10 protein-coding genes are annotated in these 13,284 nt (G+C 67.4%); 7 read left to right on the top strand and 3 right to left on the bottom strand.

Annotated elements, in window-relative coordinates:
• The first annotated feature begins 276 nt into the window (after nucleotides 1-276).
• The 4 genes from OVA13_RS07345 to OVA13_RS07330 all read left to right on the top strand — a co-directional run bounded on the left by OVA13_RS07345 (nucleotide 277) and on the right by OVA13_RS07330 (nucleotide 5,055).
• Nucleotides 277-1,731, top strand: coding sequence for an efflux transporter outer membrane subunit (locus OVA13_RS07345; protein ID WP_267793126.1), 1,455 nt, complete (start codon nucleotides 277-279; stop codon nucleotides 1,729-1,731).
• Between the two features lie 20 nt (nucleotides 1,732-1,751).
• The gene (locus OVA13_RS07340) at nucleotides 1,752-2,927 is read left to right on the top strand and encodes an HlyD family secretion protein (RefSeq protein ID WP_267793125.1); all 1,176 of its coding nucleotides are present in this window, start codon (nucleotides 1,752-1,754) and stop codon (nucleotides 2,925-2,927) included.
• Entirely contained in the window at nucleotides 2,924-3,973 is a 1,050-nt protein-coding gene (locus tag OVA13_RS07335) for a DUF2955 domain-containing protein (RefSeq protein WP_267793124.1), read from the top strand. Before OVA13_RS07340 ends, OVA13_RS07335 begins: the two co-directional genes overlap by 4 nt.
• A gap of 263 nt (nucleotides 3,974-4,236) precedes the next feature.
• Entirely contained in the window at nucleotides 4,237-5,055 is an 819-nt protein-coding gene (locus tag OVA13_RS07330; RefSeq protein ID WP_267793123.1) for a putative outer membrane beta-barrel protein, read from the top strand.
• Nucleotides 5,056-5,108: 53 nt separating this feature from the next.
• Here the strand turns inward: OVA13_RS07330 and OVA13_RS07325 are convergent, their stop codons facing one another.
• From OVA13_RS07325 to OVA13_RS07315, 3 genes are all read right to left on the bottom strand, one after another.
• The gene (locus tag OVA13_RS07325) at nucleotides 5,109-6,599 is read right to left on the bottom strand and encodes a CoA-acylating methylmalonate-semialdehyde dehydrogenase (RefSeq protein WP_267793122.1); all 1,491 of its coding nucleotides are present in this window, start codon (nucleotides 6,597-6,599) and stop codon (nucleotides 5,109-5,111) included.
• Nucleotides 6,600-6,824: 225 nt separating this feature from the next.
• Nucleotides 6,825-7,940 carry an alanine dehydrogenase gene (gene ald / locus OVA13_RS07320; RefSeq protein WP_267793121.1) on the bottom strand — a complete coding sequence of 372 codons (1,116 nt, stop codon included), beginning with the start codon at nucleotides 7,938-7,940 and terminating at the stop codon, nucleotides 6,825-6,827.
• A 64-nt stretch (nucleotides 7,941-8,004) separates the two neighbouring features.
• Nucleotides 8,005-9,375, bottom strand: coding sequence for an omega-aminotransferase AptA (locus tag OVA13_RS07315; protein WP_267793120.1), 1,371 nt, complete (start codon nucleotides 9,373-9,375; stop codon nucleotides 8,005-8,007).
• Between the two features lie 230 nt (nucleotides 9,376-9,605).
• Between OVA13_RS07315 and OVA13_RS07310 the strand changes: the two genes are divergently transcribed.
• The 3 genes from OVA13_RS07310 to OVA13_RS07300 all read left to right on the top strand — a co-directional run bounded on the left by OVA13_RS07310 (nucleotide 9,606) and on the right by OVA13_RS07300 (nucleotide 13,247).
• The gene (locus OVA13_RS07310; protein WP_267793119.1) at nucleotides 9,606-10,154 is read left to right on the top strand and encodes a type II toxin-antitoxin system RelB family anti-toxin; all 549 of its coding nucleotides are present in this window, start codon (nucleotides 9,606-9,608) and stop codon (nucleotides 10,152-10,154) included.
• A gap of 179 nt (nucleotides 10,155-10,333) precedes the next feature.
• A complete protein-coding gene (locus OVA13_RS07305) occupies nucleotides 10,334-11,836 on the top strand; it encodes an aldehyde dehydrogenase (protein ID WP_267793118.1) in 1,503 nt (500 codons plus the stop codon).
• Between the two features lie 133 nt (nucleotides 11,837-11,969).
• Entirely contained in the window at nucleotides 11,970-13,247 is a 1,278-nt protein-coding gene (locus OVA13_RS07300) for an MFS transporter (RefSeq protein ID WP_267793117.1), read from the top strand.
• Nucleotides 13,248-13,284 lie beyond the last annotated feature (37 nt).

Below are 13,284 nucleotides of genomic sequence, written 5' to 3'. Positions count from 1 at the left end.
GGAGCCGCCTGAGGGCTTTATCGGCACAGGAAGATGATTCTTGAGCAGAGCCCGGGTCGACCCGCGCCGGGCAGTCTGCAGACCGGTGCATCGCGTTACCGGGGCGCCGGGGCTGTTTGCCGCACTGCGTCAGGGAAGTGTCGACAGGGGTCATTGACCGGCGGCGAAGGGCGGGCGCAGTATGGCGTGCCGTTGTCGGAGACGGCCCCCTGACAGGTGGCACCCTTGAGTCGCAGCGCGCGAGTCAGTAGCCCCTCTTGGTCCATCACAACCCTGGTGGCCGTGGCCGCATGTGCGTCGTCCGGCTGCGCGCTGGGTCCCGACTACACGCGTCCTTCCGTCGACGTGCCGGACAGCTACCGCTTCGCCGCGACCGCGGCGCAGGACCGCCCGTCCACTTCGACACTCGCCGAGGTCCCCGCCTGGTGGCGGGCATTCGGTGATGCCGAACTCGATCGCCTGGTCAGCGAAGCCCTGGTCGCCAATCACGACCTGCGCATCGCCACGGCCCGCGTGGACGAATTTGCCGCCCGGGTCGCTTCCACCCATGCGCAGGCGCTCCCCGCGGTGGGCTACGGCGCCAGTGCGGGGCGCCAGCGTGCTCCGGGCACGCCGGCGGGCAGCACCTACTCGGCATTGCTGTCCGCCAGCTGGGAGCTGGATCTGTGGGGTCGCCTTCGCCGCGAGGACGAAGCGGCCCGCGCCAATCTGATGTCCACCGAACAGGCACGCCTGGGCGTTGCGCTGACGCTGGTGTCAGCCGTCGTCTCCGGTTACGTCACCCTGCTCGATCTCGATCGCCGGCTGGAGATCTCGCAGGCGACGCTGAAGGGCCGCCAGGAGAATGTCGATCTCTTCCAGCTGCGGCTGGACGGCGGTGCCGTGTCCGAGTTTGAAATGATGCAGGTGCAGGCGGAGTACGAATCCGCGGCCGCATCCATCCCGGAAATCCGGCAGGCCATCGCGCAGCAGGAACATGCGCTGTCGGTGCTCGTCGGGCGCAATCCCGGACCCATTGCGCGCGGCGGCACGCTGCAGGCGCTGCTGATGCCTGCAGTACCGGCCGGATTGCCATCGGACCTCGTCGCCCGGCGTCCCGACATCCTGCAGTCGGAACAGCAACTGGTCGCCGCCAATGCCCTGGTCGGCGCCGCACGCACGCTGTATTTCCCCAGCCTCACGCTGACCGGGTCGGGTGGTACGGCAAGCAATGACCTCGACAGCCTGTTCAGTGGTCCCTCGCGTGCATGGTCGTTTGCAGGACAACTGCTGGGCCCGATCTTCGCGGGCGGCGCCATCGATGCCGCCAACGAGCAGGCGCGTGCCCGGCACGAGCAGGCGCTGCTGGCCTACCAGAAGACCATCCAGAACGCCTTCCGCGACGTGGACGATGCGCTGGCCGCGATCGAGGCCAAGCGCGCGCTGATCGTCTCGCTGGAGCGCCGCGTGCAGGCATTGCGGCGTGCCGTGGGGCTTGCGCGCGAACGCTATGACAACGGCTACGCCGACTACCTGGACGTGCTGGATACCGAACGCAGCCTGTTCTCGGCGGAACTGTCGCTGAGCACCGCACGTGGCGATGGGTATCGCGCACATGTGGACCTGTACCGGGCGCTGGGCGGGGACTGGGTCGATCGCGTCGCGCCGTTGCCGGCGGCCTCCCACCGCTCACCGCAGGATTCCCGCAGGGCGCCGGCCGCGTTGGCCGACGCCGCCGATCCCTCCCCCTGACGCAAGCGACGAGAGTCCCGATGGCGAACGCACCGCAGGCAAGGAACGAAGCCAGCACATCCGGCGCGACGGTGGCCGCAGAGGGCGGGCCGGGATCGGCACCGGCCAGTGCGCCTGCAGCGGAGGCCAAGCCGGTCAGGAAGATCGTGCAGGTGGCGCTGGCGGCGTTGCTCGCGCTCTTCGTCTACCAGCTGATAGCTGACCGCTTCACGCCCTACACCTCGCAGGCCACGGTCGATACCTTCCTCGTGCAGGTGGCGCCGGAAATCAGCGGGCCGGTGGTGGCGGTGGGCATCAGCGACAACCAGGCGGTAAAGAAGGGCCAGATGCTCTTCCGGATGGATCCGGTGCCGTTCGAGATCGCGCTGCGGGCGGCGGAAGCCAATCTTGCGGTCACCTCGCAGGGCGTGGACGCTTCCGCCGCGGACGTGCGCGTGGCCGATGCGCAGCTGCAGCGCCAACGCGTGGACCTGGCCGCCAGCCAGCAGCTGGGCAAGATCGTGCTGGACCTGTCGGCCAAGCGGGCGCTGTCGGAGACCTCCGCGATCCGCGCCCGCGCGGACATCGCCAAGACGCGTGCCGAAATCACGCGCGCGCAGGCCGAAGCCGAACGCGCACGGATCCGCCTGGGCGGTGGACCCGAAAGCAATCCGCAGATCCTGCAGGCGATGATCAGCGTCGAGCAGGCCGCGCTGGACCTGCGCCGCACCACCGTGGCCGCACCGGCCGATGGCGCGGTCACCAACCTGCGGCTGGCCCCCGGCCAATTCGCCAGCCGTGGCCAGCCGGTGCTCAGCTTCATCGCCGACGGTCCGCGCTGGGTGACCGCGGCGATGCGCGAGAACCAGTTGGGCAACATCGCGCGCGGCAATCGTGCCTACGTGGTGTTCGACGACCATCCGGGCAGGGTCTTCCCGGCGCGCGTGGAGAGCGTGGGCTGGGGCATCGCGCAGGGCGGCGAATCGCCGAATGGGCAGTTGCCGCGGGTGGAGCCACCGAACGGCTGGTTGCGCGAGCCGCAGCGGTTTCCGGTGCGCATCGTGCTGGACACGCCCGCCGAGGCGGACGACAGACTGCCGCCGGGCCGCAGTGGCGCGCAGGCGAACGTGGTCATCCAGACCCGCGAGCGCTCCGTGCTGAATCCCCTCTCGCGCCTGTGGATCTGGCTGATCGCGCAGCTGAGTTACCTGCAATGAACGCCCTGGCCGGCAACGTGCACATGGACGAAGCGACGCGTGCATCGCGCCACGCCATCCTGCGCTTCGCCGTGGGCGTGACCGTTGCCTTCGTGCTGTGCGAATGGCTGCAGTGGACGCCCACTTTCCTGGCGCCCGTGCTGACGGCGGTGCTGCTCACGAACCTCCCGGTGCGTCCCCCGCTGAAGATGGCGCTGGGCCTGGTGGTCATCATGACGGTGGCGGCGTTGGTGCCGTTCGTGATGGCTTCGCTGCTGCGGGGCATGCCGCTGGTGTTGCTGGGATTGATAACGCTGTGCATGTTCGTGGCGTTCCACGCCATGCTGGCCGGGCGCCCGCGCGTGCCCGCCCTGCTGCTGTTGATCTGCCTGGCCGTAGTGCCAGTGGTGGTGATGGTGGCGCCGGCGATGGCGGGCAGCCTGCCGCTGGCGCTCGTGCGTGGCATCGCGCTGGCGCTGGTGCTGATCGCCGTCGTGCATGTGTTCTGGCCCGTGATGCCGAAGCGCGGACCGCCACCGGCAGGCGCGACACAGACTGGGAGTCCGCTTGCCCTCGCGCTGCTGTCGACGGCGGTGATGTTGCCGTTGCTGCTGGTCTACCTGCTGTTCGGCCTGGCCGATGCGCTGCCGGTGATCGTCACGACGGTCATGCTGGTGGTCAACTTCGACCCGCAGCGCAGCCGGACGCATGCGCTGGCCCTGATCCTGGGCAACTTCGCCGGGGGCATGCTGGGGTGGCTGATGCACGCCGTTCTGCTGACCACGCCCCACCTTCTTTTCCTGGCCCTGCTGTTGTTCGTGGTGTTGCTGGGTTTCGGCCAGGGCATCCTGCGCGGCGGGCCGGCAGGCGCGGTGGCGCTGGTGGGTTGCAATGCCATGCTGATCATCTTCAGTTCGGCCATTGCGTCAGGGCCGGGCTCGCTGTCGGTGTGGCTGGTCCGTCTGTTCCAGTTCGCGCTGGCGGGCGCCTTTGCGGTGGGCATGATGAGTCTGCTCTGGAGCCGTGCAGGCATTCCGCGTTCCGTTCCCCCGGCTGCTGCCCGCTGATCCGGCGGCGGCAGTCCGTTACAGAGGAGAGAGGTCATGCACCCCGCGGGTCGCCCCACCTTCCGATCCCGGTACAGACGTCGGCGAAAGGGCGGTTGTCGAAAAGGAGAATGCAGTCGGGCCCGCGCCGGCCGCATTGCATGCTCCCTGTCGTTGGTAGGTTGATGGTTGGCTGAAGCAGTCCGATGAATTCCCCCGGTACGGGTGGTTTGCGAGAGCGGGCCATGCCGATGACGCGAACATCGCTACTCCAAGGAGCTCCCATGAAACGCTATGCATTGATTGGCATCGCCGGTTCCCTCGCCCTGTGCAGCATGGCCCCCGCACATGCGGTCGAACCGCTCGACAGGTTCAGCGCGCGCATCGGGGGATACATCACCCGGTTCGATACCGACGTGAAGGCCGACGGCGAAACACAGGAAGGCACGGAAGTGGACCTGCACCGCGATCTGGGTCTGTCGGACGACGATGCCATCGCCTTCGTCGCGGTGACGTGGCGGCCCTGGGACAAGCATGAGTTCGGGCTGGCGTACTACGGCAACGACAGCAGCGCATCGCGCGAGCTGACGCGTGACATCGTGTTCGACGGTACCGTCTACGAGGCGTCGGCCACGGTGGACAGCGAGTTCGACCTGGACACCTACGAGCTGGATTACACGTGGTGGGCGGCCTCGCACGAGGACTGGGCGCTCGGTCCCCGTGTCGGGTTGATCTGGTACCAGATGGACCTGCGCCTGTCGGCCGAGGTCGAGGCCGATGGCGAGCAGGTGGGCGGTACCATCAGCGAAAGCGTCGATGCCGACCTGCCCGCGCCGGTGATCGGCGCAGACTGGCGTTGGACGCCCGGCGAGGACTGGCGCGTATCCGCCGAGCTGGGCTACTTCTCCGCCAAGTTGAACGACATCGACGCCGACATCACCTACGGTCGCGCGGGCGTGGAATGGTTTCCGTGGGAACGCGTGGGCTTCTCGCTGGACTACACCATCAACCACATCAAGGCCGACGCGGAGAAAGACCGTTTCGATGGCAGCCTGGACTTCGTCAACAGCGGCCTGCGCCTGGGCGCGGTCTACCGTTTCTAGCGGCGGTCAGCGGACGGGTGGCGGCAAGGGCGATGAAGTGGCGCGGCTGCGCGTCACTTCATGGTCGGCATGACGAACTCGGCCGCATGCGTTTCCGGCCAGCGGGCCGTGATGGTCTTCAGGCGCGTGTAGAACCGCACGCCGTCGGGGCCGTGCACGTGCAGCGGACCGAAGATGGAACGCTTCCAGCCACCGAAGCTGTGGAACGCCATGGGCACGGGAATGGGCACATTGATGCCGACCATGCCGGCCTGCACGCGGTGGGCGAACTCGCGCGCCGCGCCGCCGTCGCGGGTGAAGATGGCGGTGCCGTTGCCGTATTCGTGCTCGTTGACCCGTTGCAGCGCCGCGTCCAGATCGGGCACGCGCATGACGCATAGCACCGGGCCGAAGATTTCCTCGCGGTAGATCGTCATGTCCGCCGTCACCCGGTCGAACAGGCAGCCACCGAGGAAGAAACCGTCGGCGTGGCCATCCACCGAGTGTCCGCGCCCATCGACCACCAGTTGCGCACCCTCGGCTACGCCGGCGTCCACATAGCCGCGCACCTTGTCGCGGTGCGCGCCGGTGACCAGCGGGCCCATCTCGGGATCCTGGCAGCCGGGTCCGATCTTCAGCGCGGCGACCTTGGGCGCGAGTTTCGCCACCAGCGCATCCGCCGTGGCATCGCCGACGCAGACAGCGACCGAGATGGCCATGCAGCGTTCGCCGGCCGAACCATAGCCCGCACCGAGCAGGGCAGAGACGGCGCCGTCCAGGTCGGCGTCGGGCAGCACGACCATGTGGTTCTTCGCGCCGCCCAGCGCCTGCACGCGCTTGCCGTTGGCGCTGCCGCGCGCGTAGATGTATTCGGCGATCGATGTGGAACCCACGAAGCTCAGCGCCTGCACGCGCGGTTCGTCCAGCAGGGCATCCACTGCCACCTTGTCGCCATGCACGACGTTGAACACACCATCCGGCAACCCGGCCCGTTTCAGCAGGTCGGCCATGAACAGTGCGGCGGATGGGTCGCGCTCCGAAGGCTTCAGCACGAAGGTGTTGCCGCAGGCCAGCGCCACCGGGAACATCCACAGCGGCACCATCGCGGGAAAATTGAAGGGTGTGATGCCGGCGACCACGCCGAGCGGCGCGTACTCGCTCCACGAATCGACATCGCGGCCGACGTTCATCGAGTGCTCGCCCTTGAGCAGGTGCGGGATGCCGCAGGCAAACTCCACGACTTCCAGCCCGCGCGTCACTTCGCCGCGTGCGTCGGACAGCACCTTGCCGTGTTCGGATGTGATGATCTTCGCCAGGTCACCGGCGTGTGCCTCCAGCAGCTCCTTGAAACGGAACATCACGCGTGCGCGATTCAACGGCGTGGTCGAGGCCCATGCGGGGAAGGCGGTGGATGCGGCATCCACCGCCTGCTTCACGTCATCGCCCGATGCCAACGGTACGCGTGCGGTGATGGTGCCGGTGGCGGGGTCGAAGACGTCGCCAAAGCGGCCACTGCTGCCCTCCACCTGCTGTCCGTCGAAGAAATGATGCAGTGCTTCAGTCATGGCGGACTACCTGGTGGAATCCCTAGCCCCGCGTGCGGGGAAAGGGTGCCCGGAGGGCGGGTGAGGGGCGACGGAGCCCTTGTTCAATCGTGGCGCGGTGTTTCGAGTGTTGCTTTTCCAGTCGCTCGATAGGGTCGTCATCGCCGAGGCGGTGATGGCTCCTGCGTGCCCCTCATCCGCCTTCGGCACCTTCTCCCCGCAGTTGCGGGGAGAAGGAACAGCGGGTTACGCCAGCGCCTCGCGCGCCGGCGCGTAGGCGTAACCCAAGTCGTCGGCGACCGCCTTGTAGGTGATCTTGCCGGCGTGCACGTTCAGGCCGTTGAGCAGGTGCTCGTCGTCCAGCATGGCCTGCTTCGCGCCCTTGTTCGCCAGCTGCACGGCGAAGGGCAGGGTGGCGTTGGTCAGCGCGAAGGTGGACGTGCGCGCGACACCGCCGGGCATGTTGGCCACGCAGTAGTGGATGATGCCGTCCACTTCGTACGTCGGGTTCTGGTGGGTGGTGGCCTTCGAGGTCTCGAAGCAGCCGCCCTGGTCGATCGCCACGTCCACCAGCACCGAGCCCGGACGCATCAGCTTCAGCTGGTCGCGCGAGACGAGCTTGGGCGCGGCGGCGCCGGGGATCAACACGGCGCCGATCACCAGGTCGGTGTCGGGCAGGCGTTCCTCGATGGCATCGCGGGTGGAATAGATCGTGGTCAGCTGGTGGCCATACAGCTCGTCCAGGTACTTCAGGCGGTCGAGCGAGCGGTCCAGGATGGTGACGTGCGCGTTCATGCCCATCGCCATGCGCGCGGCGTTGATCCCGACCACGCCGCCGCCGATCACCAGCACTTCCGCCGGCTTCACGCCGGGCACGCCGCCCAGCAGCACGCCGGAACCGCCCTGCGCCTTCTCCAGCGCGTGCGCGCCGGCCTGGATCGACATGCGGCCGGCCACTTCCGACATCGGCGCGAGCAGCGGCAGGCCGCCCTTGCGGTCGGTGACGGTTTCGTAGGCGATGCAGGTGGCGCCGGAGGCGACCAGTGCCTTGGTCTGTTCCGGATCGGGCGCGAGGTGCAGGTAGGTGTAGAGCACCTGGCCGGGACGCAGCATGGCGCACTCGTTCGGCTGCGGCTCCTTGACCTTGATGATCATGTCGGCGCGGGCAAAGATTTCTTCTGCCGTGTCGACGATCTGCGCGCCCGCCTTGACGTACTGCTCGTCGGTCAGGCCGATGGCCTTGCCGCCGTCGCGCTGCACGATGACCTGGTGGCCATTGGAGACGAGTTCGCGTGCGCCGGCCGGGGTAAGGCCGATGCGGTATTCGTGGTTCTTTATTTCCTTGGGGACGCCAATCAGCATGTTTCTCTCCAGTAGCGGGATGGGGCTCGCGCGTGGGGAGCGCTGGTGCCGTTGGTCCGTAATTTTACGCGGTCGCGCGTATGGTGTCAGACAGGATCTGCACAATCCGGTCGATATGTTCCTTTTCCACGATCAGCGGCGGTGACAGGGCGATGACGTCGCCGGTCACCCGGATCAGCAGGTGGCCGTCGTGGAAGGCGCGGGTGAACACGTCATACGCGCGGGTACCGGGTGCGCCGGGCCGCGGGGCCAGCTCGATGGCGCCCACCAGGCCGAAGTTGCGGATGTCGACGATGTGGGGCAGGCCCTTCAGCGAGTGCAGGCCTTCCTGCCAGTAGTCGCCCAGTTCGAGCGCCTTGTCGAACAGGTTCTCCTCGGCATAGGTGTCCAGCGTGGCCAGTGCGGCGGCGCAGGCCAGCGGGTGGCCGGAGTAGGTATAGCCGTGGAACATGTCGATGACATGGTCCGGGCCGGTCATGAAGGCGTCGTAGATGCGGTCCGACGCGAACACCGCGCCCATCGGCACGCAGCCGTTGGTGATGCCCTTGGCGGCGGTGATCATGTCCGGGACCACGCCGAAGCGCTGCGCGCCGAACGCATGGCCGACGCGGCCGAAGCCGGTGATCACTTCGTCGAAGATCAGCAGGATGCCGTGCGTGTCGCAGATCTCGCGCAGCCGCTGCAGGTAGCCGTGCGGCGGGATGACCACGCCGGCCGAACCGGAGATCGGCTCGACGATGACCGCGGCGATGGTGGATGCGTCGTAAAGCGTGATCTGCCGTTCGAGGTCTTCGGCCAGTTCGATGCCATGCGGCGGCAGGCCCTTTGAGAACGCATTGCGCGGCACGTCCAGCGTGTGGCGGATGTGCGACACGGCCGGCAGCCCGGGGCCGAACCACTTGCGGTTGTTCGGCAGGCCGCCCACCGAGATGCCACCGAAGCCGACGCCGTGGTAACCCTTCTCGCGACCGATGAAGCGCGTGCGCTGTCCCTCGCCGCGGACGCGGTGATAGGCCAGCGCGATCTTGAGCGCACTGTCCACCGCCTCGGAACCCGAATTGCTGAAGAAGACACGATTGAGGTCGCCGGGAGTCAGTTCGGCCAGCCGTTCGGCCAGCTTGAACGGCAGCGGCGAACTCATGGAGAAATTGGGCGCGAAATCCAGCGTCTCGATCTGTTTCTTCACGGCCTCCACGATGCGCGGGCGCGCATGGCCGGCGTTGCAGCACCACAGGCCGGCCGTGGCATCCAGCACCTCGTTGCCGTCGATATCCTTGTAGTACATGCCGGCCGCGCTCGCGAGCAGGCGCGGTCTGGCCTTGAACTGCCTGTTGGCGGTGAACGGCATCCAGAAGTTGTCCAGCGAACCGGGCGCTTCCAGGTTCTGGCGCGCGTAGTGGTCGGCCAGGGCGGCGGAGGTGTCGTCGGCGCTCATCGCGGCTCCAGGGGAACGGGCGGATGGGTGCAGCTTAGCGCGTTGAAAAAACTTTACAACTGACGGGCGCCATGGTTTCGCTCCTGCGGGACGGCTTCCGCCCCGGGGCCTTGTCCATGAAGGCGTCTTGGCCGAAGTCCCTCCCGCAGCGGCGGCTCCGGGGCTTCCCCGACGGGCCTCGACGAGGTGTAAAGTATCCCGCAACACTTCCAGCGTCCGAAAGGGTGGTGATGGACATCGGTGCACGCCTGCAACTGGTCCGCAAATCCAAAGGCCTCAGCCAGCGCGAGCTTGCCAAGCGCGTGGGTGTCACCAACAGCACCATCTCGCTGATCGAGCAGAACAAGGTCAGCCCCTCGGTCAGTTCGCTGAAGAAGGTGCTGGACGGGATTCCCATCTCGCTGGCCGACTTCTTCACCCTCGACCTGGAAAAGGGGTTGCCCGACAGCCCGTTCTACGTCGCCGATGAACTTCCGGACGTGGGCAGCAACGGCATCCACTATTTCCTCGTCGGCCAGCACCGCCCGCAGCGCCAGATGTGCATCCTGCGCGAGGTCATGCCCCCCGGCACGGATACCGGCGACAGCATGCTGGCGCATGAGGGCGAAGAAGGCGGGGTCGTGGTCGCGGGTGAAGTCGAGGTCACCGTCGGCGAGCAGGTCCGCGTGCTGAAAGCCGGCGAGGGCTACTACTTCGAAAGCCGTACACCTCACCGCTTCCGCAATGTCGGCGAGGTCGATGCGGTGATCGTCAGCGCCAATACGCCGGCGACGTTCTAGATGATTCGAGCCCCTCTCCCGTCGGCGACCGAAGGAAGTCCCGTGGGAGAGAGGGGTTGGGGTGAGGGGCGATGGAGTCCAGTTGATTCGGACTCACGCGTCTCCGCCCGCCCCTCATCCGGCGCTTCGCGCCACCTTCTCCCGCTGGGAGAAGGGTAAAAACACAACCTGGAGTCCCCATGAGCAATCCCCGCACGCAACAGGACTGGCAGGCGATGGCCGATGCGCTGTCCATCCGCACGCAGGCGTTCATCGACGGCAGGTACGTGGATGCGGCCGCAGGCAAGACCTTCGACTGCATCAGTCCCATCGACGGGCGCGTGCTGGGGCAGGTGGCGGACGGGCAGGAAGAAGACATCAACCGTGCGGTGGCGGCGGCACGTCGCAGCTTCGAGGCGGGCGCCTGGTCCAGTGCACGCCCGACTCACCGCAAGAAGGTGCTGCTCAAGCTTACCCAGCTGATCGAGCAGCACGCGGACGAACTGGCGCTGCTGGAATCGCTGGACATGGGCAAGCCGGTCGGCGACGCGCGCAGCGTCGATCTCGCCGCGACCATCCGCTGCATGGGCTGGACCGCCGAGGCGCTGGACAAGGTGTATGGCGAGGTCGCCGCCACCGGCCCGGATGAGCTGGGCCTGGTGACGCGCGAACCGCTGGGCGTGATCGGCGCCATCGTGCCGTGGAATTTCCCGCTGCTGATGGCCACGTGGAAGCTGGCCCCGGCGCTGGCGATGGGCAACTCCATCGTGCTCAAACCGTCGGAGAAGTCGCCGCTCACCGCAATCCGCCTGGCCGAACTCGCGATCGAGGCCGGCATCCCGCCGGGCGTGCTCAACGTGGTGCCGGGCTTCGGCAAGGCCGCAGGCGAACCGCTGGCGCTGCACATGGACGTGGACGGACTGGTGTTCACCGGATCCACCGCGGTCGGCAAGCGCCTGCTGCAATGCGCCGGCCTGTCGAACATGAAACGTGCCTACATGGAGTGCGGCGGCAAGAGTCCCAACATCGTCTTCGCCGATGCGCACGATCTCGATGTGGCGGCGAAGGCCGCGGCCGGCGGCATCTTCTACAACCAGGGCGAAGTCTGCACCGCGGCCTCGCGCCTGCTGGTGGAGCGGTCCATCAAGGACGAGTTCGTCGCCCGCGTGGTCGAGGCCGGCAAGGGCATGCGTCCGCGTCACCCGCTGGACCCCGGCGCACCGATGGGCGCGATGGTGGATGAAGGGCAGACACGGCGCGTGCTGGACTACATCGACAAGGGCAAGGCCGAAGGAGGACGCCTGGTGCTGGGCGGCCAGCGGGCGGACGTGGTAGCGGGTGGTTGTTACCTGGAGCCGACCGTGTTCGACGACGTGGCCCACGAACACACCATCAGCCGCGAGGAGATCTTCGGGCCGGTGCTGTCGGTGATCGCGTTCGACAGCGAGGAACAAGCCCTGCGCATGGCCAACGACAGCGAGTACGGGCTCGCGGCCGGCGTGTGGACGCGCGACATCAGCCGTGCGCATCGCGTGGCACGCAGGCTGCGCGCGGGCAGCGTGTGGGTGAACTACTGGGACGGCGGCGACATGACGGCCCCGTTCGGCGGCTACAAGCAGTCCGGCAACGGCCGCGACAAGTCGCTGCACGCCTTCGACAAGTACACCGAGATCAAGGCGACCTGGATCAACCTGGGGAGCTGATCAAGCTTTGTGGGAGCGACGTAAGTCGCGATGACGATGTCCCGGATGCGGGACGGGGGTCGCGACTGACGTCGCTCCCACGGCTTCCCGATTGTTCTGCCAGAATCGCCCCGTCCCACCGACCGGCCCGTCCATGACCGCTACCGCCGCAGCCTCCACGACCACCAACTCCCCCGGCCGCGTGCTGTTCGCCAGCCTGATCGGCACCACCATCGAATTCTTCGATTTCTACATCTACGCCACGGCGGCGGTGCTGGTGTTCCCGCACCTGTTCTTCCCGCAGAGCGATCCGACGACGGCGACGCTGCAGTCGTTCGCCACCTTTGCGCTGGCGTTCATCGCGCGGCCGGTGGGCTCGGCGTTGTTCGGGCACTTCGGCGACCGCGTGGGGCGCAAGGCGACCCTGGTGGCGGCGCTGCTGACGATGGGCATCTCGACGGTGGTGATCGGCCTGCTGCCCACCTACGCGCAAGTCGGGGTCGTCGCGCCCGCGCTGCTCGCGCTGTGCCGGTTGGGGCAGGGCATCGGACTGGGCGGTGAGTGGGGCGGGGCCGTGCTGCTGGCCACCGAGAATGCGCCACCCGGCAAGCGCGCGTGGTACGGCATGTTTCCGCAGCTCGGGGCGCCGATCGGTTTCCTCTGCTCCACCGGCATCTTCCTGTTGCTGACCCAGGTGATGACGGATGCGCAGTTCCTGGCGTGGGGCTGGCGCATTCCCTTCCTGGCCAGCGCGGTGCTGGTGTTCGTCGGCTTGTGGGTGCGCCTGCGGATCACCGAAACGCCGGATTTCCAGAAGGCGCTGGACAAGGACGAACGGGTCAAGGTGCCGATGCTGACGGCGGTGCGCGAACATCCGTTCGCGCTGGTGACCGGCACGTTCGCGCTGGTGGCGACGTTCGTGCTGTTCTACCTGATGACGGTGTTCGCGCTGAGCTGGGGCACGTCCAAGCTCGGTTACTCGCGCGAGCATTTCCTGCTGTTGCAGATGGTGGGCGTGCTGTTCTTCGCGCTGACCATCCCGCTGTCTGCGCTGTATGCGGACCGCTATGGCCGGCGCAACGCGATGATCGTGGCGACGCTGTTGATCATCGCCTTCGGGTTCGTGTTCGCACCGCTGCTGGAATCCGGCAGCGACCTGGGCGTGCTCGCCTTCCTGGCGCTCGGGCTGGGTGCGATGGGGCTGACCTACGGCCCGTGCGGGACGATCCTGGCGGAAATGTTCCCCACCGCCGTGCGTTACACGGGCGCGTCGCTGGCGTTCAACCTGGCCGGCATCCTGGGCGCATCACCGGCGCCGTACATCGCCACGCGGTTGGGGGAAAGCTACGGGCTCGCCTCCGTGGGATGGTATCTGGCGGCCATGGCCGCGCTGACGCTGGTGGCGCTGCTGGCCATGCCACGTCGCGGGTAGCGCATCGCATGCGCGATCCCGCAAGTGCGGGGTGCGG

It is taken from the genome of Pseudoxanthomonas sp. SL93, assembly GCF_026625825.1.
Lineage (GTDB): Bacteria > Pseudomonadota > Gammaproteobacteria > Xanthomonadales > Xanthomonadaceae > Pseudoxanthomonas_A.
This window is presented reverse-complemented; position numbering and strand designations above follow the sequence as displayed.

Excerpts from the sequence above, each read along its gene's own strand:
- OVA13_RS07340 (WP_267793125.1), top strand. The coding sequence starts at position 1,752 with ATGGCGAACGCACCGCAGGCAAGGAACGAAGCCAGCACATCCGGCGCG.
- OVA13_RS07335 (WP_267793124.1), top strand. The coding sequence starts at position 2,924 with ATGAACGCCCTGGCCGGCAACGTGCACATGGACGAAGCGACGCGTGCA.
- OVA13_RS07330 (WP_267793123.1), top strand. The coding sequence starts at position 4,237 with ATGAAACGCTATGCATTGATTGGCATCGCCGGTTCCCTCGCCCTGTGC.
- OVA13_RS07325 (WP_267793122.1), bottom strand. The coding sequence starts at position 6,599 with ATGACTGAAGCACTGCATCATTTCTTCGACGGACAGCAGGTGGAGGGC.
- ald (WP_267793121.1), bottom strand. The coding sequence starts at position 7,940 with ATGCTGATTGGCGTCCCCAAGGAAATAAAGAACCACGAATACCGCATC.
- OVA13_RS07315 (WP_267793120.1), bottom strand. The coding sequence starts at position 9,375 with ATGAGCGCCGACGACACCTCCGCCGCCCTGGCCGACCACTACGCGCGC.
- OVA13_RS07310 (WP_267793119.1), top strand. The coding sequence starts at position 9,606 with ATGGACATCGGTGCACGCCTGCAACTGGTCCGCAAATCCAAAGGCCTC.
- OVA13_RS07305 (WP_267793118.1), top strand. The coding sequence starts at position 10,334 with ATGAGCAATCCCCGCACGCAACAGGACTGGCAGGCGATGGCCGATGCG.
- OVA13_RS07300 (WP_267793117.1), top strand. The coding sequence starts at position 11,970 with ATGACCGCTACCGCCGCAGCCTCCACGACCACCAACTCCCCCGGCCGC.